The organism is Corynebacterium sphenisci DSM 44792, from assembly GCF_001941505.1.
Classification (GTDB): domain Bacteria; phylum Actinomycetota; class Actinomycetes; order Mycobacteriales; family Mycobacteriaceae; genus Corynebacterium; species Corynebacterium sphenisci.
In genome coordinates, this window is the sequence record NZ_CP009248.1 from 2,250,663 (window position 1) to 2,275,869 (window position 25,207).

Consider the following 25,207-nt stretch of genomic DNA (forward strand, 5'->3'; position numbering starts at 1 on the left):
GACCTGCCTCATTCACTCGTTGCGCCAAACCAACGACGCAGAGAATCATAGGCGAAGGAGCATCCCGGATCGGCGCCGACCACCACGACCCACGGGCCGCGGCCGAGGCGCCCGCCGGCGCCGGGCCGGCCCGGCGCCGGGCCGGCGATGCAGTACTGGGCGCCGCCGGGCAGCTCCCCGACCACCGCATCGACCCCCTCCGGGGCGCCCGGGGCGGGCACCGGCCGCGCCCCCGCGCCGAGCCGGCCGGGGATCCGCCGCACCGGGTCCGCGGCGGCGCCGTCGGCGAGCAGGAGGTAGCGCAGCCGGGTGCCGTCGGCGGACTCCTCCACCCGGTGCAGCCGGGTGCCCGGGATCCCCGCCAGCGGCCCACCCCGGTCCGGCCGCGGCCGCCAGCCGGGATCGCCGTCCGGGGCGGCGGCGCCGCCGGCGGGCTGCGGGTCGCCGACGTAGGGGGCGTCGCCGCCGACCGGCAGATGCCCCGGCAGCACCGCCCCGGCGCCGGCGGCCAGGGTGATCGCCCCGAGCAGGGTCGCCGGGGGCGCCCAGCCGCGGCGGCGCCGGATCCCGATCGTCGCCGCGGCCAGCGCCGAGGCGAAGGAGCCGCAGTCCGGCCAGCGGCCCGCCGGGGAGCGCGCCCAGGCGCGCGCCAGCACCGCGTCCACCGCCGGGCCCCAGCCGGTCACCGGGGCCAGGCCGCGCAGATGCGCCCGGCGGGCGGCGGTGACGTCCCCGGCCGGGAAGGCGCGGCTGCCCGTGATCAGCTCGTAGGCGGTGCAGGCCAGGGCGTACTGGTCGCTGGCGGGGCTCATCACCCCGTCGGTGAAGATCTCCGGGGCCATGTAGGGCAGCGAGCCGGCGACCCGCCCGCCGGGCCCGGCGCGGCCGATCTCCGCCATGGTGGCGATGCCGAAGTCGACGAGGGTGACCGCGATGAGCCGCTCCCCGGCGCGGCCGCGGCCCCTCCCCCGCGGGGGCCGGCGGCGTTCCACGAGGATGTTCGCCGGCTTCACGTCGCCATGGGTGACCGGCGGCGCGCAGCCGGCGAGGGCGTCCAGGGCCACCGCCAGGTCCTCCACGATGGCGATCACCTCATGCGCCGGGTAGTGCCGGACCGGGATCTCGGTGAGCTCCTCGGCCAGGCTGCGCCCCCGCGCCAGGGTCATCGTGTACCACTGCAGACCGCCGCTGCGGCCGCCGCTGAACACCGAGATGATGTTCGGCGCGCGCAACGTCGCCGCGATCCCGATCTCCTCGTGGAAGAGCTCCGCCATCCGGGCCTCGGCCTCCGGGTCCGCCAACGGGGCCCGGATCTTCATCGCCTCGTCCCGGCCGAGCCGCGGGTTGTGCACCCGGAACACCGCGCCCATCGCGCCCTCGCCGATCCGCTCCTCGACCCGGTAGCCGGCGAACCAGTCGCCGATCCCCGGCATCCCCGGCGGCCGCGGCTCCCACCGCCCGTCCGGCGCCGCCCGGCGCGGGGGCGGGGCGCCGCCGCTCACCGGCGGACCCCGGCGGACCGCTCCGCCGGGGGCCGGGTGCCGTCCCGGTCCATCACGGCCACCGCGGCGGACCCCGGCCCGGCGTCGTCCGCCCCGGCGCAGCCGCCGCGCAGCGCGGGCACCGCCGCGGCGAGCGCCAGCAGCACCAGCAGCAGCCGCAGCGGCCAGCGCCGCGGGCGGCCGCTGGGCCGCTCGCCACCGGGGATCAGGGTGGGCTCATCGCTCATCGGGGCGCCCCCGCGTGCACCCGGCCGGGGCGCTCACAGATCCTCCGTCTGGCTGACCCGCATCCCGGTGAGCCGCATCCGGGCGGCCTCCACCTCCTCGGAGCTCAACACCCCGATCCGCACCTGCGCCTCGACGTCCGCCCCGGAGGCGACGTGGGTGCCGCGGATCGTGATCAGCCCATCGCCGGCGATGAACAGCCGCACCCGGATCCGCTCCCCGCGGGGCCGCGGCGGGATGCCGGTGAGCATCGTCTCGGAACCGGTGATCACCTCGCACAGGTTCGGGTCCGAGGAGGGGATGTCACTGGCCTGCTGGTAGAGGGTGAGGTTCACCCGGGTCTGGTCGTCGGCGGCGGTGAGGTAGTCGCGGACCACCTCCTCCTGCAGCGGGATCGGGGTGTGCTGCTCGGCGAGGAAGTCGATGTAGGAGGTGCCGTCGACGTCGAGCACGGACACCCCGATCGCCTTCGGCAGCGCGTTGACCACGGTCTTGGTGGCCAGCGTCGCCAGCTGGGCGGAGTCGATTCCGCTGCGCTCGGCGTACTCCGCCACGGTGCCGCCCTCGGCGTCGTGGCGCTCCAGGCCGCTGATCGTGGCGGCGATGGCGGCGCCCTTGGCCACGGCGAGATCCGGTTCGAACAGCTGCGGCTCCAGGTAGGTGCGGTTGCGCACCAGCTCCGCGACCGCCGGCATCCGGGAGGAGCCGCCGACCAGGATCACCTCGTGGAAGACGAAGTCCGGGTCCTTGCGCTGCACCACGTCGAAGAGCCGCTCCATGCACATCGCGGTGCGCTTGAGCTTCGGGGCGGTGACCTCCTCGAACTCCTCCCGGGTGACGGTGAACTTCGCCTTGGTGCCATCGCCGGTCTGCAGCCGCACGGTGTGCTTCAGCGCCTGGCTCAGCGCCTCCTTGCACACCACCGCCTGCTCATGCAGCCGGTGCAGGAAGTCGATGTCCTCCTCCGCGGATTCGGCCCCGGTCTCCTCGATGAACCGGTCGAGCAGATGCTCCCGCAGCGCCTCGTCCCAGTCCGCGCCGCCGAGCTGCGGGTCGCCCTCGGTGGCCAGGATCTCGAAGGAGCCCTCGGTGCCGCGCACCGCGGTGACGTCGAAGGTGCCGCCGCCGAGGTCGTAGACCAGCAGGTTGCGTCCCCTCAGGTCGTTGACGGAGTCGTAGAACAGCGCCGCGGCGACGGGTTCGGCGACGAGCTCGAGGACGTCCAGGCCGGCGATGGTGCCCGCGGCGCGGGTGGCCTCGCGCTCCCGCGCTCCGAAGTAGGCGGGGATCGTGATCACCGCCGGGATCGGCCCGGGGCCGTCCTCGACCAGTTCCGCCAGGGCGCGCAGCACCAGCGCGGAGATGCTCTCCGCGGTGTGCCGCTGGCCATGGAACTCCCACTGGGTGTCCCGGCCCATGTGCCGCTTGACCAGGTCGACGACCTCGTCCGGGCTGAACATCTTCTCATCGCGGGCGACCTTGCCCACGATGGTGTGCCGGGCCTCCTGGAACCACACCACGCTGGGGGTGGTGGGATCGCCGTCGAGGTTCTCCCGGATCTTCGGCTCCCCGAGGGCGTTGAGGTAGGCGATCGCGCTGTTCGAGGTGCCGAGGTCGATGCCGAAGGCGGTGGTGCTCATATCGGTGTCCTTCATTCGTTCGGGTGCGCGGCGGCGGTCGCCGCCGGCGGTGGATCAGCCGGCGGTGCCGGCGGGGGCGTGGCGCTGCACGCGGACCTTCGCCTTCACGGCGACCGCGGTCGGCCCGCCGTCCCGGAAGACGTAGACGTGGGTGGGCCGATCCGGGGCGACGATGCGCCGGTCGAGGTCGGGGTCGGCGACGTCGACGACCCCGATCTGAGCGTGCCGCCGGCCGTCGAAGCGCTCCCCCGGGAGCACCCGCTCGGCGTCCACGCCGAGGGCGGCCAGCGCCGCCTCCACGCCGGCGGCGTAGTAGTCGAAGTCCGCCGCGCCCTCGGCGAGCAGCTCATCGTGCAGGGCGGCGAGCTGGGCGACGGGCCCGGTGAGTCGGCTGCGCCACTGCTGCGCGGACATCGCCTCCAGGGTGGCGGACTGCTCCCGCAGCACCCGGTTGAGGGTGTCCAGGCGGCGGGCCAGGTCCGCGGCGTCCGGCACCGGCGCGGCACCGGGGTCGGCGCCGGCCGGCTCCGGGCCGGGCATCCGGTCCCGGTCCGGGTCCCGGTCGGGCCGGGCCGCGGCGGGCTCGGCCCCGGGGGCCTGCGCCCACTGGGTCGGCGGCGTCGCCTCCGGGTCGGCCCGCCCCGCCGCCCGGGGCGGATCCGGCTCGCGGGCGTCGAGGATGGCGTCGGTCAGCGCGGCCAGGGTCCGCGCGCGCCGCTCCTCGCGGCCACCACCGCGGCCGCGGCGCGGGCGTTCGGCCTGGGTTTTTCCGGGAATGGGCATATCAGGTCACCTTTGCTTCCGGTGGATGCTGAGCGCCCCGATGCCGCCGAGGGCGAGCAGCGGGACGAAGAACACGGGCTGGTAGAGGACGGAGATCTCGACGGAGAGCAGGACCGCCGCCATGGCGCCGACCGCCAGCAGGTACCCGGCGACCGAGTGCAGGAGCCGCAGCGGCGCGGCGGCGACGATGTAGCACAGGGTCCACAGGACCGCGGGCCCGGCCGTGCCGGTGAAGTCGTTCACGCCGAGGCCGATCAGCAGGCCCAGCAGGTAGCCGATGAACGCGACGGGCGCGAACCACTCGGGGTCCTCCCCCCGCCCGACGGCGGGGGCGGGCTCCTCGTGCAGCGGATCGGCGGCGCCGGCCCGGCGCTCCAGGGCCTGCGGCAGGGAGGGGGTGCACCGGCCGTGCACCGGGTAGGCGCCCGGGGCCAGCTGCAGCTCGGCCCGGGAGAGCCGCCGGCCGCCCGTCCCGGTGAGCAGCGCCCGGGTGTGCCGGGCCACGCACGCCGCCGGATCCGGCAGGCGCTGCAGGTCCTCCAGCACCCGGGTCGCCGCCGCGGCCTCGGCGGAGCCGGTCTGCACCCGCCGGCCCAGCGCCCGCACCGCGTCGTCGATGAGCCCCACGTCCACCCGGCGGCCGTCGATGGTGCCCTCCCCCTGGGTGCGGTACCCGGGTTTGAGCAGGTCGGCCAGGCACCGGTAGCCGGGGGAGCAGGCGTGCAGCTCCGCGAAGGCGTCCCACACCTTGCGCTCCCGGCGGCCGGCGGGCCCGGGCTCCTCCCCGGGGTCCTCCGCGGTGGCGAGGCTGACCCGGAAATCGACCCGGCCCGGCGGGTTCACCAGGGCGCCGCGATCGGCCGGGCACAGCAGCAGCCGGTGCATCAGGGCCTCGACCTCGTCGGCGGGCAGCCGCCCGTCGGTGAAGTCCAGGGGCCGCCCGAGGAAGCCCCGGCGCAGCGCGGCGAGCTCCTCGGGGTCCATCGGCTCCGCCGACTCCCCGCGCAGCCGGTCGGCGACCCTCCCGAAGGGCGGGCGGCCGTCCCGGCCGGAGAACTCCGCGGCGAAGCCGGGGTCGGCGATGACGCCGAGGATGCGCATCGCCCGCGCGGATCGGGGGGCGCTGGCGGCCAGGGAGCGCACCAGCCGGATCCGCGCCGCCCAGGTCGCCGGGTCGGTGTCGGTGCCGGGCACCGGGATCCGGGACAGTCCCCGGATCACCGCCTCGGGGGTCATCGGGCAGCCGTGGGCGAACAGGCCCTCGCGCAGGGCGGTGCGCTGCGGTGCGGTGAGTTCGGCGGCCATCTCACGCCCCCGGGAGGGACTCGGCGCGGTCGAGCATCCGCGGCGGCAGCCCGGTCATGAAGCGGCGGGTGCCGTCGACGACGATGCACCAGCCGACGCCGACCTCCTCGGGGAGGCTGCGCACCACCAGGTCGGTCACCCGGCCGTCGGCGACGCCGGCGAGGCTGAGCAACTTCCCGCCGCCCTGCCGGCCCATGTCGCCGACCACCCGGACCAGCTCGCCGCCGGCGGCGCGGGCGTCGGCGATCTGCTCCAGGCCGAGCACCACCTCCGCGTCGAAGTCCGCGCGCCGGAAGGGGACGCCTGCGAGCAGGGACAGCAGCGGCAGCACGAGGATCGGGGCGCCGGGCAGCAGGCGTGCGGTGAGGGCGGCCGCCCCGCCGCGGTCCTCCCGCTCCCCCCGCGTCGCCTCGGCCGCGGCCCCCTCCCCGGCGGGGGCCGGGGACGGCCGATCGGCCCCGCCGGCGCCGTCCTCCCCTCCGGCGGCCTTCGCGGCATCGGGCCCGGGGCGGGCGGGGGCGCCCGCCGGGATCGCCGCATCCGCGGCATCGTCTGGCACGGCGGCGGCATCGGAGCCCGCGGGCAGCGCCAGGACCAGGATGAACCAGGCGATGAGGGCCAGCACCGCGGTGCCGATCCGCCGGGCCCGGCCGGCGATGAGCGCCACGACGCCGCCGAGGAGCGCAATCGCGGCGAGCACGGCCCAGGATCCGATCCCCGCGGCGAAGCCCGCCGCGGCGTGCAGCACGGGGACCGCCGCCATGGTGGACAGGGCGAAGGCGCCAGTGATCACCCACGGCGCACGCGCGCGGTACCCGGGGGCGGTGAACCCGCCCCGATCATCCCGGGCGACCCGGGTCGGCAGGTAGCCGCGCATCGCCGCCCCGTCGAAGGCCTGCACCGCCGCGGCCCCGGTAGCCCGGAACCGACCGCGGGCTCTCCCGTCCCATGGGCCCTCCCAGTCGACTGTCATCGCCGTCCCTTCCTCCCAATCCGGTGCGTTGTCGAATCCAGGGAAACCCGCGGCGGGTGCCGCGGGCACCGGGACTACTCCCCTACCGCCGGGGCGGTCCGGTGGTGATCCTGAACCCGAGACCACTCCACCGAGACCCCAGGGAACGGATCATCATGCGCATCGACCACCTCCCCCTCGCCGCCGCCCTCGCCGCCGCGGCGCTGCTCACCGGCTGTGGCGGGCAGCCGCCCGCCCCCGCCCCCGAGACCGTGACCACCACGGTGGAGGTGACCCCCGAGGACGCGCCGACCGGCATCGGCACCTCGAGCACCACCTCCTCGACGAGCACCACCACCTCGACCACGACACCGGAGGATGACCGCGACGAGGACCTCGACGACCGCGGCGACTCCGGCAGCATCGAGGAGGCGATGGCGGACTACCCCAACTCCTTCATCAGCGGCCTGCGGCCCGGGTCGGGCAAGGCCAGCTCCAGCTGGGACGTCGAGTTCCTGCCCGGCCAGCGCGACCGGGCCGGCCTGACGGAGGCGTGGGTGAACATCGACGGCCAATACGCCAACGGGGTGCTGCAGTACCCGCGGCGGGAGGGGTACGCCGATTTCGCCGTGGAGTTGCACACCCGGGTCACCGATCAGGACATCTGCACCGGCACCGTCGAGATCCTGGATGAGGAGGGCAACCCCACCTCCTACGGCTCCGTGGAGAACACCCCCTCCGCCTGCTACAGCTCGTCCATCGACCCCCGGTTCCCCCGGCAGCAGGTGGCGGTGACCGAGCCCGGCACCTACTGGCTGGTCGTCACCCTCGACCAGGTCGGCTATGAGCCGGTGACCCTGGCGCAGGCCTTCCTGGTCCTGTGACGGGGCCCGGGCGATATGGTGAACAACAACAAACGAGGAGCCGCCGGCCGCGACCGGCGGCACGGAGGAGGACGCGCCATGCCGAACCAGACCCCGCCGGGCCCCGGCGCCGATCGGTTCACCGACCCGACCCTGCCCCCGGAGACCCTCGACGGCGGCGCCCCCGCCGGCGCCGCCCCGGGCGCCCCCGCCGGCGCCACCGCGGTGCCGGCGCCGGACGGCGGCACGCGCCGCACGCTGATGATCGTCCTCGCCGTCCTGGTGGCCCTGCTGGTGGCCGCGGTCGCGGTGACCGCGCTGCTCACCCGCGGGGGTCCCGAGCCGAAGTACCTCCCGCTGCCCGGGGGCCCCGACTCCCGGGACTCCCGTTGGGACTATCCGGCGGAGGGGCTGCTCACCCACGCCATCGACACCCCGGACGCGCTCCTCGTCAACTCCGCATGGCAGCAGGCGCTGGTCGACGTGGCGAGGGGGGCCGCCCCCGGGGATCCGATGCCCGAAGAACTCGCCGATGTCGAGGTCGAGGGGATCGGCGCATTCGACTGCCACCGGCTCCCCCACAGCGGGGACAACCCCGGGAAGAAGACGATGACCTGGGAGTGCCGTGGGCCGATCCGGGAGAACGCGGAGACCGGCGGATACGGCATGCAGGTGGTGCTCACCCCGCAGGCGCAGGGCGTTGGCCACGGCATGATCATCCCGAGCGACCCGCAGTGGGCGGAGCACGCCATCGACCACTGGGGCTACGGGCAGTAACGGTGAACGCCGCAACTACCCCGACGCTGCCCCCCGGATCGGATTTCGCCGGCTACCGCGTGGAACGCCGCATCGGCGCCGGCGGCGCCGGGGAGACCTACCTGGTGCGCAACCCGGGCCTGGACCGGGTGGAGTGCCTGAAGCTGCTCAACCGGGCCTCCGGCCCGGCCGCCATCGCCGAGGCCCGCACCGTCGCCCGCCTGGGCCACCCCGGCACGGTCACCGTGTTCAACAACGGCGCCACCGGCGGCCACGTCTGGTACACCATGCCCTTCGCCCCGGGCGGCGACCTCGGCCGCTACCTGGACCTGCTGCCGGATGACGGCAGCCGGCTGCGCGAGGCGATGCCGATGCTCGGGGACATCGCGCAGACCATCGACGATCTGCACCAGCGGCCCACGCCGGTCATGCACGGCGACATCAAGCCGTCCAACATCCTCGTCGACACCTCGACCCCGCACCGGCCGCGGGCGCTGCTCTCCGATTTCGGCTCCTCCCTGGCCGGGGGCGCCGCCGGCGGCGGCCCCGGGCCCGCCGGCTCCTTCGGCGCCACCCCGCCGTACCTCTCCCCGGGCCGGCGCTTCGGCCGGCCCCCCTCGGCCCCGGACGACCGCTACGCCTTCGCCTGCACCGCCTTCGAGGCGCTCACCGGACACCGTCCCTTCGGCGTGGACCTGCCGGGCGACGCCACCGCCCGGACCCGGATCGAGGCCTGGCGGCGGGCGCATCTGGCCCCGCGGCGCCCGGTGCCCTCCGATCACGACCCGGCGCTGGTGGCGCTGGACCCGGTGTTCCGCCGGGCGCTGGCCATCGAGGAGGCCGAGCGGCACCCCACCGCCGGCGAATTCCACCGGGAGCTGCACCGGGCGCTCTACGGGGATCCGGCCGCGGCCGCGGCGCGACGTTCCCGTCGCCGGACGACCGTCCTCGCCGCCGCGGTGACCGTCCTCGCGCTCGCCCTGGCCGGGGCCGGATGGGCGGCGTTCGCGCCCCGGGGGATCAAGGTCGGCGGCGGCTGCCCGGACGCCTCCGCGATCACGGGCGGGCGGAATTTCACGCTGCTCGGGAACTACGCGGTCGCCGATCTCCCCCTCCCCTCCCTGGATGCCCTGCCCGCACATTGCCGCTACTCCTTCGATCCCCCCACCGGGTCCCAACTGCGCCGGGGGCAGGCCACGGTCCTGGTGTTCAACTCGCGGGACGAGGCCACGCGGGAGGCCCGGGACGAGATCCTCGCCCGGCTTCCCCGCAGGACCGGGCGGGAGGACCCGGAGGAGGAGGATCGTCTGGTGGTGGCGAAGGGGACCTGGGCCGGGGCGATGCCGAAGGGCACGCCGCCGGTGCACATCACCCTCTACCCCGACCACTCCGGGGCCGACTGGTCGGACAGCTGGTCCAGCTGCGTCGCGGCGACCGAGGACGGCACGCTCACCCTCGTCGAGATCCACGAGGGGCATCCCGGAAGCGCCACGGGCGTCGGCGGAACCGCCAGCGGGGCGGAGTTGATGTGCGAGGCCAACCTGAAGCTCCTCCAGCTGTGGCAGACCGCGGGCTGACCGTGCGCGCCGGGGCGGCCGGGGCTCAGCCGGCGGTGTCCGCCAGGTACGCCAGGATCGCCTTCACCCGCCGGTTGGGCACCTCCGGGGGCAGGTCCAGCTTCATCAGGATCGCGGCGATGTGCTTGCCCACCGCCGCCTCGGAGACGAAGAGCTCCGCGGCGATCTCCGAGTTCGCCAGGCCCCGGGCCATCGCCTCGAGCACCTCGGTCTCCCGGGGGGTGAGCCCGGCCAGGCCGGGGGCGCCGCGGCCCATCGCCCCGGCGACCTCCGGGTCGATGACCACCGCCCCGGCGGCGACGGCGCGCACGGTGCCGATGAAGTCGGCGACCCGGCCCACGTTGTCCTTGAGCACGTAGCCGGTGCCGCCGACCCGGCCGGCGGGCTGGGAGAGCTCCAGCACCCGGCGGGCGTAGGCGCCGGCGACGTACTGGGAGCACACCACGATGCCGATGCCCGGGTGGTCCCGGCGGATCGCCGCGGCGGCGCGCAGCCCGTCATCGGCCATCCCGGGCGGCATCCGCACATCGGTGATCACCACCTCCGGGACGGTGCCGGCGGCGACGAGCTCGTCGACCAGGCGGGGCAGCGCCTCGGCGTCGGCGCATTGGCCGACCACGGTGAAGCCCCGCCGGGCGAGCATCGCGGCCAGCGATTCGCGCAGCAGCCCGGAGTCGTCGGCGAGCACCACCCGCAGGGTGTCCGCGCGCTCCGGGGCGCCGCCGGCGGCGCCCATCACGATCCCCCCTCCCCCGGGGAGGCCCCGGGTCCGTCCCCGGGCAGCACCACCGCGGGCTCCCCGCGGTGCAGCAGCAGCGGGATCCCGGCGCTGACCCGGGTGGGCCCACCCGCCGGGGAGGCCACCTCCAGGTGCCCGCCGATCGCGGCGAGGCGCTCGCGCATCCCGGCCAGGCCGCCGCCGGGGGCGGGCCGGGCCCCGCCGGGGCCGGTGTCCACCACGGTCAGCCGCAGCTCCTCGGAAACGGTGACCAGCACGCTCACCGCCGCCCCGGGGGCGTGCTTGGCGGCGTTGGTGAGGCATTCCAGGACCAGGAAGTAGGCGCAGGCGGCGACCCCCTCCGGCAGCTCCGGGATCCGGTCCGGGCAGGTCAGGGACACCTCCCCGGGATGGTTGGCCACCGCGTCCTCCAGGGCGGCGGCCAGGCCCTCCTCGGCGAGCACCCGGGGGTGGATGCCGCGCACCGTGGCGCGCAGCGCGGCCAGCGCCCGGTGCAGGCTGGACTGGGCCTGCTCCAGCAGCTCCACCAGCTCCGCGGCATCCTCCGGGGCCTCCAGCTGCGCCTCGCCGAGCTGCAGCGAGGCGGCGACCAGGTACTGCTGGGCGCCATCGTGCAGATCCCGCTCGATCCGGCGGCGCTCCACCTCGTAGGCGGCGACGATCGCCCGGCGGGAGTCGATGAGCCGGGCGATCTCGGCCTCGTAGGCCCCCGGATCCGCGCCGGCGCGGGCGCGCCCGGGCAGGAGCGCGCGCAGCCGGGCGAGCGGGCCGCGGCGGGCGGGCTCGCCGGCGGCCGCGGTCCGCGGGCGGTGGTTGTCGGGGACGGGCACGGCCCCGATCCTAGGGGCGGTGCGCCGGCCGGGGGTGGGGCTGGCCCTACCCGGAAAACTAGGCTGGGCCCCATCGATTCCGGCGGCGGCGCGGACTGGACTGGAGGCCATGAACGAACCACTTCTCACGGCCACCGGCCTGACCAAGACCTTCGGCGCCGAGCACGCCCTGCGCGGCGTGGACCTGGCCATCGGCGAGGGCGAGACCCTCGCCGTGATGGGCCCCTCCGGCTCCGGCAAATCCACTCTGCTGCACTGCCTGTCCGGGGTGCTGGCGCCCACCGGCGGGGAGATCCTCTTCGACGGGATCGAGCTCACCGGGCTCTCCGACGCGAAGCGCTCCCGGCTGCGGCTGCACCGCTTCGGCTTCGTCTTCCAGGACGGCCAGCTGCTGCCGGAGCTGCCCGCCCGGGAGAACGTGGCGCTGCCGCTGCGGCTCACCGGCATGTCCGCGGCCAAGGCCCTCTCCCGCGCCGACGAGACCCTGGACCAGCTGGGTCTGGGCGATCAGCGGGCCAAGCTGCCCGGGGCGATGTCCGGGGGCCAGGCGCAGCGGGTCGCGGTGGCCCGGGCCATCGCCGGCCGGCCCCGGGTGGTCTTCGCCGATGAGCCCACCGGGGCCCTGGACCAGGCCACCGGGCATGAGGTGATGCAGCTGCTGACCTCCCTGGTGCGGATGCACCACATGGCCCTGGTGATGGTCACCCACGACGTCAACGTGGCCTCCTGGTGCTCCCGGATCGTGGAGATCCGGGACGGCCGGATCCACGCCGATCGCGCGGTGCGCGCCACCCGGGGGGATGCGCGATGAGCGCCGCCCCGACCGACGCCGCCGCCCCCGCCGGCCGGGGGCTGCCCCGCCCGCGCAACCTGGCCCGGCTCTCCGCCGAGTTCACCGCCGCGCGCTGGCGCACCCGCTCCGGTGACGGGGTGCTCGCGGTGCTGAGCATCATCGCCTTCGCGGTGGCCGCGACCATCGCCAACATCGTCGCCTCCGGCACCTGGATGTTCCGCAACCGGGCCGCCTACCCCACCGGGGTGGTCGCCGAGGCGATCGCCGAGGACGCCAGCTTCGACATCATCGTGAGCTTCTACGTGGTCCTGGCGCTGCTGGCCTGCGTGCTGCTGGTGTTCCCGGTGGTGCACCTGGCCACCTCCGCCACCCTGCTCGGGGCGCGCAGCCGGGAGCGCCGGCTGGCGATCCTGCGCCTGGTCGGGATGACCCGGTCCGAGGTGTCCCTGCTCGGCTTCCTGGAGGTGATGCTGCAGGCGCTGCTCGGGGTGCTCGCCGGCGGGGCACTCACCATCGCCCTGCTGCCCGCCTTCCAGAAGCTGACCTTCCAGGCCATGCGGGTGCGCTACGAGGAGATGCTGCTGCCCTGGTGGGGCTACCTGGTGGTGGCCGCGGTGCTGCTGGCGATCACCGCGGCGGCCACCGCCGCCGGCCTGGCCCGGGTGCGGATCTCCCCGCTGGGGGTGGCCCGCCGGGAACCGCCGGCGGCGCTGCGCTGGTGGCCGGTGCTCGCCGCGGTGGCGGTGCTGGTTGCGGTGCAGATCGGCACCCGGCTGGGCGGCACCGGGGCCAGCGTGACCCGGCGCACCGTCCTCGGGCTCATCGTGGCCCTGGCCTTCATCCTGGTCGTGGACGTGCTCATGCCCCGCGGGCTGCAGCTGGCCGCCCGGCTGCTGGCCCGGCTCTCCGGGGTCACCGTGTCCTGGGCCTCCCGCCGGGTCGCCGCGAACCCCAAGCCCACCTGGCGCCGGGTCGGGGTGCTGACCTTCATGGTGCTCATCACCTCCTTCTTCGGCCAGATGCCGGTCACCGCCGGTGAGGTGAACACCGCCGCGGCGAAGACCGTCGCCGAGGCCCTCCTCATCGACATCCGGCTGGGCATGATGTTCACCATCGGCTTCAGCTTCGCCCTCGCCGCGGTGTCCGCGATGGTGAACCAGGCCTCCGCGGAGTTCGAGCGCGCCGAGGAGACCCGGGCGATGCTGCGGATGGGCGTCTCCGACGCCCGGCTGCGCGCGGTGAACTGGCTGGAGGCCCTGGGCCCGCTGGCCGGCGCGGTGCTCCTCGCCCTGGGCCTCGGCTGGTTGATGGCGAGCCTCACCGGCATCGCCGATGCGGTGACCCCGGACGAGGGTGAGGTGCTGCAGCCGCTGATGGGCCACGCCCCCATCGCCGGGATCGCCGGCGCCGGGATCGCGCTGATGGTGCTGGCCCTGGCCGCCACCGGACCGATCCACCGCCGGATCATCACCGAGGATCGGGAGCGGTAGCCGGCGCCCCACCCTCCCCGCCCGCCGCGGCGGCCCCGGGATCGTCCCCGGGGCCGCCGCGGCGATCCGCTCCGCCGGAGCCGCCGGCGGACTCCGGGTCTCCCGGAAATGGCCGGGAGAACTCCCCTTTCTCCCCTTCCACGGCGGCCATAGCGTGGGATCCACGACCGGTCCGGAACGGTCCGCCGGAGAGGCGCGGAACGCGGGATCCGGAGCCGCCGGGCCAGGTCGACGGGTGCGCCGATCCGGGGACGGGCCGGCCGCCGCGGAGTCCACCGCCCACCGAGAAAGGCGATTCCCATGGCGAATTCCGACATCCACCTCGCCCCCGGCGAAAACGGGGTCTTCGGGGAGAGGTTCCGGCCCAACCTGGTGCTGTTCTGGCTGAAGAGCAATATGACGGTGACCAACCGCCGGTTGGCGATCAAGGCCCCGAACACCATCTTCGGGGTGATCCCGCTGGGCTACGAGGAGCGCAGTATCCCGATGGGCGCCATCGCCGCCGTCACCGCCTCGCTGTCCGTGAAGATCGGCCGGCTGATCGGCTTCGGCCTGCTCACCGTGCTCTGGCTCGTGCTCCTCATCGAGGTCGACCATGCGCGATCCCGGTTCCTCTTCTTCGTGCTGCTCCTGCTCAGCGCCGCGCTCGCCGCCAACGCCATCGTGAGCAAGCTGACCGTCACCAACGCCGGCGGCGGCACCACGGAGGCCACCGTGTCCGCGCTGGAGCAGGCCAAGCTGGAGACCTTCCAGCGGCAGCTCAACGAGTACGTCTACTCCGCCGGCCCGGCCGGCCAGTCCTGGCAGCAGGCCGGGGCGCAGGGCAACCACGGCCACCCGGAGCTGCAGGGCAACACCCAGTCCCAGTGGGGCGGCAACTACGGCGCCCCCGGCCAGGCCCCGATGGGCCAGCCCGGCCAGCCGCCGATGGGCCAGCCCGGCCAGCCGCCGATGGGCCAGCAGGGGTTTCCGGGCCAGCCCGGTCAGCCCGGCCAGCCGAGCTACTCCGGCCAGCCCGGCCAGCCCGGCCACCAGAGCCACCCCGGCCAGCCGGGGTGGCAGGACCCGCAGCCGATGGACCGGCCGTCCCCGGCGGACCGGCACGACCCGCCGGCGCACCATGAGCAGCCCGCGCACCGCGCACCGCATGCGCGGAACGAGCAGCCCGCGCCGCACACCCGGCCGATCCCCCAGGCCCGGACGGCCGACCGGGCCCAGCCGGGCCCGGCGGGCCGGCCCCGGCCCGCGCCCGCGGAGGAGCCGATCCGCGGGTTCAAGCCGGGCGGGCCGAACCGGCCCCCGGAGGGCTTCCAACCGGGTCGGCCCATCCCCGGCGAATGACGCGCCCGCCCGGCGCGTCCGGGCCGGGAACCCGTCGCCCGCGGCGTCCGGGGCGCTCCCGCGGGCGGGGTTCGTCCCTGCGGTGACCTGCCCGGCCACCCCGGATGCCGGGATCCGGCCGAACCTGGATAGCATCGCGGTCATGGCGGAGAAGACCACGACGGCCCTCGAGTTCGATTTCCTGGCCGACAAGCTGACCCTGCTGCTGGCCCAGGAGGACCTGGCCGGCATCGAGGCGGTGGTGCACGACATGTCCGCCGCCGATCTGGTGCGCGTGCTGGAGCGCGAGGACCCCGGGGACCGGGCGATCATCTACCGGCTGCTGCGCCGGGACGTCGCCCTGGAGGTCTTCGAGCGCTTCGAGCCCTCGATGCGCGGTGAGCTCATCACCGGCCTGCGCGATGAGCACGTGGTCTCCGTCTTCGAGGCCCTGGACCCCGATGACCGGGCGAGCCTGGTCGGGGAGCTGCCCGCGGCGGTGTCCGCGAAGCTCTTCGACGGCCTGTCCGAACATGAGCGCGAGCTCACCGCGCCGATGCTGGGCTACCCGCCCAGCGCGATCGGCCGGTACATGTCCACCGAGTTCCTGCGCATCGGCCCGGCGTGGACCTGCGCGGAGGTCCTGGACCTGGTCCGCGACCGGGGCGCGGAGGCGGAGACGGTGTACCTGCTCATGGTCACCGGGCCGAGCCGGATCCTGCAGGGCGTGCTCAGCCTGCGCGATGTGCTGCTCGCCGACGGCGACGCCGAGGTCCGCGGCCTGATGGAGGAGCCGGAGTTCGTGGTCGCCTCCGAGGACGCGGAGACCGCGGCGCGGCGGGCGGTGCGCACCGGCCGGATGGTGGTGCCGGTGGTGGACGAGGAGAACCGGCTGATCGGCATCCTCACCCACGACGACGCCACCCGGATCATCGATCGGGCGGATGAGGAGGACGCGGCCCGCGCCGGCGCCACCGAGCCGCTGGACCGGCCCTACCTGGCCACCGCGGTGACCTCCCTGGTGCGCTCCCGGATCGTATGGCTGCTCATCCTGGCGCTGTCCGCGATCCTCACCGTGCAGGTGCTGGAGATGTTCGAGGAGTCCCTGGAGAAGGTGGTCACCCTCTCCCTGTTCATCCCGCTGCTCACCGGCACCGCGGGCAACACCGGCTCCCAGGCGGCGACCACGGTGACCCGGGCGCTGGCGGTCGGCGAGGTGCGCCTGCGGGACACCGCCCGGGTGGCCTGGCGGGAGGTCCGGGTCGGGGTGACCATGGGCCTGCTGCTGGGCGCCCTGGGCGTGCTGCTGGCCGGGGTGTTCTACGGCTGGGAGTTCGGCGTGGTGATCGGGCTGACCCTGGTGAGCATCTGCACCATCGCGGCCACCGTGGGCGGGATCATGCCGATGGTGGCGCAGATGGTCGGCGCCGACCCGGCGGTGTTCTCCACCCCGTTCATCTCCACCTTCTGCGACGCCTCCGGGCTCATCGTGTACTTCCTCATCGCCAAGGCGGTGCTGGGCATATAGCCGCGGCCGCGGCCGCGGACGGCCGCCCGCGGATCCGCCCGCGACCGGCACCCGCCGGCCGCGGGCGGCGGCGATCCGGGGCATAGGGGACCGGTGGGCCCACCCCGGATCCCGCCCCCTATCCCCCTGTACCGGGGTGACGTTACGTGTTTTAAACAGAAACACTTACGCGTGGCGCGGATCACACCTAGGGTTGCCCTCACCAGATGGATTTGCCTTGAAACGGAGAGCACCACCGATGAGCACAGACAGCACCCCCGCACCCCGCATCCGCGATCGGGTCCGCGGCGCCTCGGAGATGGTCCGGGGCCTCGGCCCGGTGACCCGCGCCGGCGTCCTCGGCTCCATGGGCCCGGGTGCCCTGGGCAAGGCCGCGCACTCCCTGTACCGGTGGGACTTCCTGCCCTCCGGGCTCCTCGGCATCGCCGCGGGCCGCGACCCGCACCACACCGCGATCATCGACGACGGCGGCTCGATGACCTACGAGCACTTCAACGAGCGGGCCAACCAGCTCGCCCGGGCGCTGCGGCACGGCAACATCCGGCCCCGGGACCGGATCGGGGTGCTCTCCCGCAACCACCGCGGCTTCCTGCTCGCGCTGTGCGCGCACGGCCGGCTGGGTACCGATCTGGTGCTGCTCAACCCGGGTGCCTCCGCGGAGCAGACCAACGCGGTGATCCGGGAGCAGAAGCTGGACTTCCTCTTCATCGACGAGGAGTTCACGCACATCCTGCCGGAGGACTTCGACCAGTGCCCGGTGGCGGTGTCCTGGCTGGAGGACTACGAGGACACCTCCTGCGTGCGCGAGGGCTGGACCTCCATGCGGGACATGATCCGCACCGCGCCCCCGGAGGACTTCCCCGGGGCGGCGCTGCTGCGCCGGCCGCGCCGGGGCCGGGTGATCATCCTGACCTCCGGCACCACCGGCACCCCGAAGGGCGCCAAGCGCCCGGAGCCGCGCTCCTGGATGCCGGCCTCCTCCATCATGAGCGCGATCCCGCTGCGCCAGCGCCGGCCCGCCTACCTGGCCGCGCCGCTGTTCCACACCTGGGGCTTCGCCACCGCGCAGCTGTCCATCGCGCTGCGCTCCACGATGATCCTGCGCCGGCACTTCGATCCGGAGGACAGCCTGCGGATCATCGAGGCGCATCATCCGCACACCGTGTTCCTGGTGCCCACCATGCTGCAGCGGATGCTGGAGGCCGCCCCGGAGAAGCAGGACGTGGACTCCTCCTCGCTGCAGGTCATCGCCTCCTGCGGCTCGGCGATCCCCAAGCACATCGTGGAGCGCACCCTGGACCGGTTCGGCCCGGTGCTCTACAACCAGTACGGCTCCACCGAGGTGTCCTGGGCGACCATCGCCGGCCCGGAGGATCTGGCGGCGGAGCCGACCACCGCCGGCCGGCCGCCCCTGGGCACCCGGCTGTCCATCCGCGACGAGGAGGGCGAGGAGGTCCCCGCCGGGGAGGTCGGCCGGATCTTCATCGGCAACTCCATGCTCTACGAGGGCTACACCCGCCCCGGCGCGGACAAGGAGATCATCGACGGCATGGTGTGCACCGGCGATCTGGGCTACATCGACGAGGCGGGCCTGCTCTACGTCTCCGGCCGGGAGGACGACATGATCGTCTCCGGCGGGGAGAACGTCTTCCCCCGGGAGACCGAGGACGTGCTCTCCGGGCTGGACGGGGTGCGCGAATGCGCCGTGGTCGGCGCCGAGGACGCCCGCTTCGGCCAGGCGCTGGTCGCCTACGTGGTGCGCACCGATGACGAGGCCGGGGCGGCGCTGACCCACGAGGGCCTGCGCGAGTACGTCAAGACCAAGCTGACCCGGTACAACGTGCCCCGGGAGACCATCTTCCTGGACGAGCTGCCGCGCAACGCGGTGGGCAAGGTGGTGCCCCGGATGCTCCCGGAGCCCGCCGGCTCCGCCGGCACCGCGGCCTGAGCCGCCCGGCTCCCCCGCCCCCGCCGCGTCCCGCGGCGGGGGCGGGCGCGTCCGGGGCGCGGCTCAGCCGAGGCCGTCGAAGCCGGCGCGCACGGTGTAGTTGCGGTCGGCGAGGGTGCCCAGCATGTACTCCGGCTCCATGCCCAGCAGCGACCAGCGGGTGCGCGCGGACCAGTCCAGGGACTCCCGGGTGGGGATCCGGTGGAAGGACACCCGGTAGCCGCCGGTGCTGACCCGGATCAGGGTGTAGCCGCCGGGGTAGCCCAGGGAGGCGCCGCGTTCGCAGTGGTCGATGTTGCCCACGTCGGCGACCCCGCGCCGGGTGCGGTGGGTGTGCCCGGAGAACACCGCGGCCACCCCGGGGGCCCGGGCGAGGATCGCCTGCAGCCGCAGCGACTGCTCCTCGGTCATGCAGAACTTCGCCCGGCCGGCGGAGGACCGGGCCGCGTCGATGGTCGCCGGGTGGTGGCCGAAGACGATGGTGGGCCGCTCCGGGTCGGCGTCCAGCTCGGCGCGCAGCTCCTCCAGCTGGGCGTCGTCGAGGTGGCCGCCGTCGAAACCGGGCACCGAGGTGTCCAGGCCGATGAGCCGCAGCCCGCCGAGCCGGCGCACCCAGGGGCGCTGCCGGGGCGGGCAGGCCGGCAGCATCGGATCCTCGGCCGGGCCCACCCCGCGGTTGTCGTGGTTGCCGCGGGTGGCCGCCCAGTCCAGGCCGGAGGAGTCCATCAGCCGGGTGAACTCGGCGACCTGCGCCGCGGTGCCGTCGTTGGTGAGGTCGCCGTTGGCGACCACCAGGTCGGCGCCGTCGGCGGCGGCGCCGGCGAGCACCCCGGCCAGCTGCATGGCGGCGAAGCCGCGGGCGGCGCCGGCGTCGCGCAGCCGGGACCGGTCCAGGGGGCTGCCCCCGTGGAAGGCCTTGCCGATGTGCACGTCGTTGGTGAGCGCGATGAGGCCCACCGGGGATCCCGGCAGCGCCGGGGCGGTGGTGACGATCCCGGTGGCCTCCGGGGTGCCGCGGCGGCGGGTGATCCGCAGCGAGGGCCGCGCCACGGCGTCCCCGGAGCGGCATTCGAAGCGGTAGGCCCGGCCCGGCTCCAGGCCCTCGACGACCACATGGTGGTAGCCGCGGGGGGTGGGGTCCTCGTGCACCACCCGCATCGGCCCGCCGGAGACGTCGCCCATCAGCACCGTCTCCCCCGCCGGGGCGGTGGGCCGGGTGGTGCCGTAGCGCACCCGCAGCGCCCGCCGGTAGGTGGCCCAGGTGAAGGCCACCGAGGTGTCGGTGACGGTGGGCACCTCCAGCTCCCAGGCGACCAGCTGGCCGCGCCCGTTGCGCTCCGGCTCCGCCGCGGGCCCGTCGCCGGGGGCGGCGGGTCCGGGGGCGGGCACGGGATCTCGGCGGGGGTCGGCGGCGGGCATACCCCGACCATACGGCCGCGCCGGGCCCCGGCGCGCCGCGGGCGCCCGCGGCGGCCGGGCCCCGCCGAAGCACCCGGATGCGGGCACCCCCGAACGGGGTGGAATGGGGGACGATGAACCAGGCAACCACTAGTTACGGGACTTTATCGGCGCAGCGCACCCACATCTTGTGGTCCGTGTATGTCATAGGTGTATCCGAAATCACATCATCGAGAATTCCATCACTGTGATTCCGGACCTACGGTGTGGGGCATGAGCGCCTGCATCGACCCCATCGCGACCATCGACGAGTACCTCTCCCGGACCGACTGGCGGGTCAACGCCAACGCCAACCAGGACTACAGCCTCGGCGGGCTGATGCTGAACACCTCCGGCAAGGTGGTGGCCAACTACTGGCTGGACGAGGTCTTCGGCGAGGCGGCCGCCGCCGCGCACCGCGAGGGCGCGATCCACATCCACGACCTGGACATGCTCGCCGGCTACTGCGCCGGCTGGTCCCTGCGCGCCCTGCTCGAGGAGGGCTTCGGCGGGGTGGCCGGCGCGGTGTGCTCCGCGCCCCCGCGGCACCTGTCCACCGCCCTGGGCCAGATGGTGAACTTCCTGGGCACCCTGCAGAACGAATGGGCCGGGGCCCAGGCCTTCTCCGGCTTCGACACCTTCCTGGCCCCCTACGTCCGGGTCGACGGCCTGGACTATCCGCAGGTGGAGCAACTGGTAGAGGAGTTCGTCTTCAACCTCAACGTGCCCAGCCGCTGGGGCACCCAGACCCCCTTCACCAACCTCACCCTGGACTGGACCTGCCCGCCGGAGCTCGCCGAGCACACCCCGCTGGTCGGCGGGAAGCCGGTGGACTTCACCTACGGGGAACTGCGCGCGGAGATGGACCTGCTCAACCGGGCGCTGATCGAGGTGCTCGGCCGCGGCGACGCCCGCGGCCGCGCCTTCACCTTCCCCATCCCCACCTACAACATCACCGAGGACTTCGACTGGGACTCCCCCAACGCCGCGGCCCTGTTCGAGATGACCGCCCGCTACGGGCTGCCCTACTTCCAGAACTTCGTCAACTCCGATCTGGACCCCGGCCAGATCCGCTCCATGTGCTGCCGGCTGCAGCTGGATCTGCGCCAGCTGCTCGCCCGCGGCAACGGCCTGTTCGGCTCCGCCGATCTCACCGGCTCCATCGGGGTGGTCACCCTCAACTGCGCCCGGCTGGGCCACCTGCACGCCGGCGACTGGGCCGGGCTCCTCGCCGAGGTGGACCGGCTCACCGATCTCGCCGCGGGGATCCTGGAGGCCCGGCGGGACACCGTGGGCCGGCTCATCGACGCCGGGCTCTACCCCTACACCCGGCGCTGGCTGCCCGGGCTGGACAACCACTTCTCCACCATCGGGGTCAACGGGGTCAACGAGATGGTGCGCAACTTCACCGGCGACGCCGCCGACATCACCGATCCCCGCGGCCACCGGATGGCCGTGGACCTGCTGGACCACCTGCGGGCCCGGCTGGTGGAGCTGCAGGAGGCCACCGGGCACATGTTCAACCTGGAGGCCACCCCCGCCGAGGGCGCCACCTACCGCTTCGCCCGGGAGGACCGGCGCCACCACCCCGGCATCCTGCAGGCCGGCACCGCGGAGAAGCCCTACTACACCAACTCCACCCAGCTGCCGGTCGGCTTCACCGACGACCCCTTCCGGGCCCTGGCCGAGCAGGAGGAGCTGCAGTCGAAGTACACCGGCGGCACCGTGCTGCACCTCTACCTCGGCGAGGCGATGGACTCCGGGGCCGCCTGCGCCGCCCTGGTCCGCCGGGCGATCGAGGGCTTCCGGCTGCCCTACGTCACCATCACCCCGACCTTCTCCATCTGCCCCGCGGACGGCTACCTCAGCGGGGAGCACGCCAGCTGCCCGGACTGCGGCGGCGAGGTGGAGGTGTGGACCCGGGTGATGGGCTACTTCCGCCCGGTGTCGTCCTTCAACACCGGCAAGAAGGGCGAGTACGAGGAGCGGGTGAGCTTCCGCGCCCCGGGGAGCCGCCATGCCGCATGAGCTGCTGATCGGCGGGGCCGACCCGGCCCCGCCCGCCCCGCCGGCGCCGGTGCCGGTGGCCGGGGTGGCCTCCTTCTCCACCGTGGACTGGCCCGGCCGGCTGGCCGCCACCGCCTTCCTCGCCGGCTGCCCCTGGCGCTGCGGCTACTGCCACAACCCGGCGCTGCAGACCGTCCACGGCGGCGCCCCGGACGCCGGCGCCGCCGGCTGGGCGGGGCTGACCGGGCTGCTCGCCGCCCGCCGCGGGCTGCTCGACGCGGTGGTCTTCTCCGGCGGGGAGCCCACCATGCACCGGGGCCTGCCCGCCGCGGTGGACGCGGTGCGCGACCTCGGCTTCGAGGTGGGCCTGCACACCTGCGGGGCCTACCCCGTCGCGCTGCGCCGGCTGCTCGCCGGCGGCCGAGTGGACTGGGTGGGCCTGGACGTCAAGGCCGATCCGGGGGATCCCGAGGGGCACGCCCGGGTGGTCTACGGCGGCCTCGGCGCCGGCCGGGGCGGGGTGCCCGCGGCCCGGCTGCGCGCCGCCGAGCACGTCCGGCGCAGCCTGGCCCTGGTGCTCGACGCCGCGCCCGCGGTGGAGGTCCGCACCACGGTATGGCCCGGCGCGACCGGCGCCGGGGCGCTGGCCGCGATCGGCCGCCGGCTGCGCGCCGCCGCCGACGCCGCCGGGCGCGGGGACCTCACCTGGGCGATCCAGCACGCCCGGGCCACCGGCGTGGACCGGGCCGCCGCGGCCACCGCGGGCCTGGACCCGGATGCGCCGGCGGCCCCCGACGCGGACCGGCGGGCGCGGCTGCTGGCCGCCGCGCGGGAGGCCGCCGGGGACCGGATCCGGGTCATCGACCGCTGAACCGACCGGGGCCGGGGAGAACTCCCGTGGTGGCGGCGCCGGCGGCGCCCTAGCGTCCGGGATCGGAATCATCCGCACCCGCCGCCGGCGTCGGCGGCGATGACCCCGGAAAGGCGCGCCATGGCCACCAACGCAGGAAGCCCCCTGGGCAGGATCACGCACAACCTCAGCGGCGGCGGCATCTCGGAGCGGATCTTCGGGGACTTCAGCGCCGCCGAGCACCGCTACCTGGAGCGCCGCCAGTGGGAGGTCAGTAACGAGATCCAGCGGGAGAACGGCCGCAAGCTGGACCAGGTCAACGCGCAGATGGCCCAGCTCAACGCGCGGGCCGAACAGGCCAACCAGATCGCGCTGGCCCAGCTGCAGCAGCAGCACAATCAGCTGGCGGTGCTGCGCGACCAGCTGGAGCTGCAGATCCGGGAGGCCGAACGCACCGCGCACCAGCGGATCAAGGAGGACCACCGGGCCTTCGCCGCATGGCGGCAGACCCCGGACGGCCGCCGTTTCGTGGAATGGTGCGACGGCGCAGGGTCGGTGCTGCGCTTCGTCGAGCACTTCACCGCCGTGTTCAACGACGCGCTGCGGGCCCTGGTGGCGGCCACGGTGACCGAGGAGGAGCTGCGGGCGGCGGAGACCGGCGAGTGGACGCCGCATTCCGAGGACTACGCGCGCGGTCGGCGGCTGATCCGGGCCGGCCTGATCCTCGCCGGTGTGGCGCTGCCGGTGAGCCTGGTCCGGGGATGGTTCGGGCTGGTGATCATCCTCGGCCTGGCGGTGGCCGCGGTGGGTGCCGCGGTGAAGCGCCGGGAGACCGGCTGGGCGGAGCGCAATGCGCGGGCCCGGGAGGAGGTGCGGCGGCGCCATCTGGGGATCCTGGGCTATGACCCGCTGGGCGATGACCCGGCGCCGGGCATCTTCCCGGACGCCGTCTACGACTACGTGGACGAGCTGGTGGCGGCCGCCGACCGGGGCTTCGAGTACCACACCGCCCCCGCGGGCCTGCCCCGGCTGGCCCTCCCCGGGTTCGTCGCCCGCGCGGAGATCGGCTCCCCGGTTCTGCGCGAGGTCCACGACCGCTGCACCGCGCAGCGCCGGGAGCTGGAGGCCACGCTGCGCTAGCCGATCGGCCGGCGCACCAGGTAGTTGCGGTCGGCCAGGCCGCCGAGCAGGTACTCCGGGCCCATCCCGAACACCGACCAGCGGGTCCGGGCGGACAGCTCCAGGCACCCCGGGTCGGCGGTGCGGTGGAAGCTCACCAGGTAGCCCCCGGCGCGGATGTCCAGCATGGTCCAGCCGACGGGGTGGCCGAAGGCGGCGCCGCGTTCGCAGTAGTCCACGCCGCCGATGTCGGCGCCGCCGCGGCGGGTGCGGTGGGTGTGCCCGGCGAACATGGCCAGCGCCCCCGGGGCGCCGGCGAGCATCCGCTGCAGCCGCAGGGACTGCGCCCGGGGCAGGATGAACCCGGGCCCGCCGATGTTGCTGGCCCCGGCGCAGGAGGTCACCGGGTGGTGGCCGAAGACCACGGTGGGCCGCTCCGGGTCGGCGGCCAGCTCCGCGCCGATCGCGGCGAACTGCGCCTCGCCGATGTGCCCGCCCTCCAGATGCGGCAGCGAGGTGTCCACGCCGAGAATCCGCACCGGCCCGGCGGCGCCGGTGAAATGGCGCTGCCGGGCGGTGAAATGCGCCCCGAAATGGTCCGGGATCGGCTCCCCGGCGCCGCCGCGGCGGCGCCGGCCGGGTCGGCCCTGGGGGTGGTTGTCGTGGTTGCCGCGCACCGCGAACCAGTCCCGGCCCAGCCGGCCGGCCCCGTTCATGATCCGGCGGAACCGCTCCACCTGGGCCGGGGTGTTCGCGTCGGTGCAGTCGCCGTTGACCACCAGCGCGTCCGCGCCGGCTGCGCGGGCATCGGCGACCAGCCCGGCGAGCTGGCGCTCGGGGGCGTCGGGCACCCCGGTGGCGCGCACCCGTTTGCCGATGTGCGTGTCATTGGTGATCGCGATCCGGGCCAGCCGGGGCCCCGTCGGGGCGTCCAGGGTGCGGAACCGCCCGGTGAGCTCGGGACTGCCGGGCCGGCGGGTGGCGACCAGGGAGGCGGTGGCGCGCAGCGGCCCGGAGCGGCATTCGAAGCGGTACTCCCGGCCCGGTTCCAGGCCGCCGATGACCACATGGTGCACCCCGCGGGGGCGGTCGTCGTGGTGCACCACCGGCGGCGGGCCGGCGTCGGCGGGGCCGAGCAGCACCGTCTCCGGGGCGGCCACCGCCGGCCGGGCCGGCCCGTACGGGGTGCGCACCGCCCCGCCGTAGGTGGTCCAGGTCAGCGCCACGGTGGTGTCGGTGACGGTGGTGACCTCCAGGTCGGCGGCGTGCGTGGCCGCCCCGGCGGCGCCGTGCAGCACCTCCTCGGCGACCAGGGCCGCCGCCGCGTCGCCGGGGTCGCCCGGATCGGGGTCCGTCGGGCGGCGTTGCCGGGCCACCTCCGGTGAGCTGCGGGCCAGCACCAGGCCCCCGGCGGCGACGGTGGCGACGGAGCGGAGGGCGCGGGCGCTCAGGCTGCTCATGGCCCGGAGGCTAGGCACCGCGGGCGACGGCGCACCGGCCGGCGGTTGAACGGCCGGGGAATTCCCGGTGCACCCCGCGCCAC

Annotated in this window: 21 protein-coding genes; 11 read left to right on the forward strand and 10 right to left on the reverse strand. The window is 75.0% G+C overall.

Annotation, left to right across the window (positions count from 1 at the left end; translation table 11 throughout):
- Positions 1 to 8: 8 nt before the first annotated feature.
- From CSPHI_RS10305 to CSPHI_RS10330, 6 genes are all read right to left on the reverse strand, one after another.
- Entirely contained in the window at positions 9 to 1,433 is a 1,425-nt protein-coding gene (locus tag CSPHI_RS10305; RefSeq protein WP_075693043.1) for a serine/threonine-protein kinase, read from the reverse strand.
- Between the two features lie 65 nt (positions 1,434 to 1,498).
- Positions 1,499 to 1,729 (reverse strand): hypothetical protein, encoded by a 231-nt coding sequence (locus CSPHI_RS12095; RefSeq protein ID WP_075693045.1) that lies wholly within the window; start codon positions 1,727 to 1,729, stop codon positions 1,499 to 1,501.
- 33 nt (positions 1,730 to 1,762) lie between these two features.
- Positions 1,763 to 3,367, reverse strand: coding sequence for an Hsp70 family protein (locus CSPHI_RS10315; RefSeq protein ID WP_075693047.1), 1,605 nt, complete (start codon positions 3,365 to 3,367; stop codon positions 1,763 to 1,765).
- A gap of 54 nt (positions 3,368 to 3,421) precedes the next feature.
- Complete coding sequence (locus tag CSPHI_RS10320) at positions 3,422 to 4,150, reverse strand: hypothetical protein (RefSeq protein ID WP_075693049.1); 729 nt, start codon at positions 4,148 to 4,150, stop codon at positions 3,422 to 3,424.
- A gap of 6 nt (positions 4,151 to 4,156) precedes the next feature.
- Complete coding sequence (locus tag CSPHI_RS10325; protein ID WP_075693051.1) at positions 4,157 to 5,455, reverse strand: hypothetical protein; 1,299 nt, start codon at positions 5,453 to 5,455, stop codon at positions 4,157 to 4,159.
- A 1-nt stretch (position 5,456) separates the two neighbouring features.
- Positions 5,457 to 6,356 (reverse strand): hypothetical protein, encoded by a 900-nt coding sequence (locus tag CSPHI_RS10330; RefSeq protein ID WP_075693053.1) that lies wholly within the window; start codon positions 6,354 to 6,356, stop codon positions 5,457 to 5,459.
- 227 nt (positions 6,357 to 6,583) lie between these two features.
- On the opposite strand from CSPHI_RS10330, the gene CSPHI_RS10335 reads away from it, so the two are divergent.
- The 3 genes from CSPHI_RS10335 to CSPHI_RS10345 all read left to right on the forward strand — a co-directional run bounded on the left by CSPHI_RS10335 (position 6,584) and on the right by CSPHI_RS10345 (position 9,603).
- Positions 6,584 to 7,291 (forward strand): hypothetical protein, encoded by a 708-nt coding sequence (locus CSPHI_RS10335; RefSeq protein WP_075693055.1) that lies wholly within the window; start codon positions 6,584 to 6,586, stop codon positions 7,289 to 7,291.
- A 78-nt stretch (positions 7,292 to 7,369) separates the two neighbouring features.
- On the forward strand, positions 7,370 to 8,047 hold the full coding sequence (locus CSPHI_RS12200) for a hypothetical protein (RefSeq protein ID WP_075693057.1): 678 nt from the start codon (positions 7,370 to 7,372) through the stop codon (positions 8,045 to 8,047).
- 2 nt (positions 8,048 to 8,049) lie between these two features.
- Positions 8,050 to 9,603, forward strand: coding sequence for a serine/threonine-protein kinase (locus CSPHI_RS10345; RefSeq protein ID WP_169840408.1), 1,554 nt, complete (start codon positions 8,050 to 8,052; stop codon positions 9,601 to 9,603).
- Between the two features lie 25 nt (positions 9,604 to 9,628).
- Here CSPHI_RS10345 and CSPHI_RS10350 read toward each other — a convergent pair whose 3' ends face one another.
- Both CSPHI_RS10350 and CSPHI_RS10355 read right to left on the reverse strand, forming a co-directional pair.
- On the reverse strand, positions 9,629 to 10,339 hold the full coding sequence (locus CSPHI_RS10350) for a response regulator transcription factor (RefSeq protein WP_211274666.1): 711 nt from the start codon (positions 10,337 to 10,339) through the stop codon (positions 9,629 to 9,631).
- On the reverse strand, positions 10,339 to 11,172 hold the full coding sequence (locus CSPHI_RS10355) for a sensor histidine kinase (RefSeq protein ID WP_425429724.1): 834 nt from the start codon (positions 11,170 to 11,172) through the stop codon (positions 10,339 to 10,341). The genes CSPHI_RS10350 and CSPHI_RS10355 overlap by 1 nt, the downstream gene beginning before the upstream one ends.
- Before the next feature lie 109 nt (positions 11,173 to 11,281).
- Here CSPHI_RS10355 and CSPHI_RS10360 point away from each other — a divergent pair, with 109 nt between their 5' ends.
- The 5 genes from CSPHI_RS10360 (at position 11,282) to CSPHI_RS10380 (ending at position 18,251) form a co-directional block, all read left to right on the forward strand.
- Positions 11,282 to 11,983, forward strand: a complete 702-nt coding sequence (locus CSPHI_RS10360) for an ABC transporter ATP-binding protein (RefSeq protein ID WP_075693061.1) — start codon at positions 11,282 to 11,284, stop codon at positions 11,981 to 11,983.
- Entirely contained in the window at positions 11,980 to 13,455 is a 1,476-nt protein-coding gene (locus CSPHI_RS10365) for an FtsX-like permease family protein (RefSeq protein WP_075693062.1), read from the forward strand. The genes CSPHI_RS10360 and CSPHI_RS10365 overlap by 4 nt, the downstream gene beginning before the upstream one ends.
- A gap of 300 nt (positions 13,456 to 13,755) precedes the next feature.
- The gene (locus tag CSPHI_RS12250; protein WP_075693064.1) at positions 13,756 to 14,796 is read left to right on the forward strand and encodes a hypothetical protein; all 1,041 of its coding nucleotides are present in this window, start codon (positions 13,756 to 13,758) and stop codon (positions 14,794 to 14,796) included.
- Between the two features lie 142 nt (positions 14,797 to 14,938).
- Positions 14,939 to 16,303, forward strand: coding sequence for a magnesium transporter (mgtE, locus tag CSPHI_RS10375; RefSeq protein WP_075693065.1), 1,365 nt, complete (start codon positions 14,939 to 14,941; stop codon positions 16,301 to 16,303).
- A 238-nt stretch (positions 16,304 to 16,541) separates the two neighbouring features.
- Positions 16,542 to 18,251, forward strand: a complete 1,710-nt coding sequence (locus CSPHI_RS10380) for an AMP-binding protein (protein ID WP_075693067.1) — start codon at positions 16,542 to 16,544, stop codon at positions 18,249 to 18,251.
- Positions 18,252 to 18,314: 63 nt separating this feature from the next.
- On the opposite strand, the gene CSPHI_RS10385 is transcribed toward CSPHI_RS10380, so the two are convergent.
- The gene (locus CSPHI_RS10385; RefSeq protein WP_075693069.1) at positions 18,315 to 19,670 is read right to left on the reverse strand and encodes a purple acid phosphatase family protein; all 1,356 of its coding nucleotides are present in this window, start codon (positions 19,668 to 19,670) and stop codon (positions 18,315 to 18,317) included.
- A 252-nt stretch (positions 19,671 to 19,922) separates the two neighbouring features.
- Here CSPHI_RS10385 and CSPHI_RS10390 point away from each other — a divergent pair, with 252 nt between their 5' ends.
- From CSPHI_RS10390 to CSPHI_RS12725, 3 genes are all read left to right on the forward strand, one after another.
- A complete protein-coding gene (locus CSPHI_RS10390; protein ID WP_075693070.1) occupies positions 19,923 to 21,716 on the forward strand; it encodes a ribonucleoside triphosphate reductase in 1,794 nt (597 codons plus the stop codon).
- A complete protein-coding gene (locus tag CSPHI_RS10395) occupies positions 21,706 to 22,566 on the forward strand; it encodes an anaerobic ribonucleoside-triphosphate reductase activating protein (RefSeq protein ID WP_075693072.1) in 861 nt (286 codons plus the stop codon). The genes CSPHI_RS10390 and CSPHI_RS10395 overlap by 11 nt, the downstream gene beginning before the upstream one ends.
- A 120-nt stretch (positions 22,567 to 22,686) precedes the next feature.
- Positions 22,687 to 23,685, forward strand: a complete 999-nt coding sequence (locus CSPHI_RS12725) for a hypothetical protein (protein ID WP_075693074.1) — start codon at positions 22,687 to 22,689, stop codon at positions 23,683 to 23,685.
- Here the strand turns inward: CSPHI_RS12725 and CSPHI_RS10405 are convergent.
- The gene (locus tag CSPHI_RS10405; RefSeq protein ID WP_075693076.1) at positions 23,682 to 25,124 is read right to left on the reverse strand and encodes a metallophosphoesterase family protein; all 1,443 of its coding nucleotides are present in this window, start codon (positions 25,122 to 25,124) and stop codon (positions 23,682 to 23,684) included. The two genes, CSPHI_RS12725 and CSPHI_RS10405, sit on opposite strands and share 4 nt — an antisense overlap.
- Positions 25,125 to 25,207 lie beyond the last annotated feature (83 nt).

What these genes read in the sequence shown, in the direction of transcription:
- CSPHI_RS10305 (WP_075693043.1), bottom strand. Translation starts at nt 1,433, where the DNA reads ATGCCGGGGATCGGCGACTGGTTCGCCGGCTACCGGGTCGAGGAGCGG.
- CSPHI_RS12095 (WP_075693045.1), bottom strand. Translation starts at nt 1,729, where the DNA reads ATGAGCGATGAGCCCACCCTGATCCCCGGTGGCGAGCGGCCCAGCGGC.
- CSPHI_RS10315 (WP_075693047.1), bottom strand. Translation starts at nt 3,367, where the DNA reads ATGAGCACCACCGCCTTCGGCATCGACCTCGGCACCTCGAACAGCGCG.
- CSPHI_RS10320 (WP_075693049.1), bottom strand. Translation starts at nt 4,150, where the DNA reads ATGCCCATTCCCGGAAAAACCCAGGCCGAACGCCCGCGCCGCGGCCGC.
- CSPHI_RS10325 (WP_075693051.1), bottom strand. Translation starts at nt 5,455, where the DNA reads ATGGCCGCCGAACTCACCGCACCGCAGCGCACCGCCCTGCGCGAGGGC.
- CSPHI_RS10335 (WP_075693055.1), top strand. Translation starts at nt 6,584, where the DNA reads ATGCGCATCGACCACCTCCCCCTCGCCGCCGCCCTCGCCGCCGCGGCG.
- CSPHI_RS12200 (WP_075693057.1), top strand. Translation starts at nt 7,370, where the DNA reads ATGCCGAACCAGACCCCGCCGGGCCCCGGCGCCGATCGGTTCACCGAC.
- CSPHI_RS10350 (WP_211274666.1), bottom strand. Translation starts at nt 10,339, where the DNA reads ATGGGCGCCGCCGGCGGCGCCCCGGAGCGCGCGGACACCCTGCGGGTG.
- CSPHI_RS10360 (WP_075693061.1), top strand. Translation starts at nt 11,282, where the DNA reads ATGAACGAACCACTTCTCACGGCCACCGGCCTGACCAAGACCTTCGGC.
- CSPHI_RS10365 (WP_075693062.1), top strand. Translation starts at nt 11,980, where the DNA reads ATGAGCGCCGCCCCGACCGACGCCGCCGCCCCCGCCGGCCGGGGGCTG.
- CSPHI_RS12250 (WP_075693064.1), top strand. Translation starts at nt 13,756, where the DNA reads ATGGCGAATTCCGACATCCACCTCGCCCCCGGCGAAAACGGGGTCTTC.
- mgtE (WP_075693065.1), top strand. Translation starts at nt 14,939, where the DNA reads ATGGCGGAGAAGACCACGACGGCCCTCGAGTTCGATTTCCTGGCCGAC.
- CSPHI_RS10380 (WP_075693067.1), top strand. Translation starts at nt 16,542, where the DNA reads ATGAGCACAGACAGCACCCCCGCACCCCGCATCCGCGATCGGGTCCGC.
- CSPHI_RS10385 (WP_075693069.1), bottom strand. Translation starts at nt 19,670, where the DNA reads ATGCCCGCCGCCGACCCCCGCCGAGATCCCGTGCCCGCCCCCGGACCC.
- CSPHI_RS10390 (WP_075693070.1), top strand. Translation starts at nt 19,923, where the DNA reads ATGAGCGCCTGCATCGACCCCATCGCGACCATCGACGAGTACCTCTCC.
- CSPHI_RS10395 (WP_075693072.1), top strand. Translation starts at nt 21,706, where the DNA reads ATGCCGCATGAGCTGCTGATCGGCGGGGCCGACCCGGCCCCGCCCGCC.
- CSPHI_RS12725 (WP_075693074.1), top strand. Translation starts at nt 22,687, where the DNA reads ATGGCCACCAACGCAGGAAGCCCCCTGGGCAGGATCACGCACAACCTC.
- CSPHI_RS10405 (WP_075693076.1), bottom strand. Translation starts at nt 25,124, where the DNA reads ATGAGCAGCCTGAGCGCCCGCGCCCTCCGCTCCGTCGCCACCGTCGCC.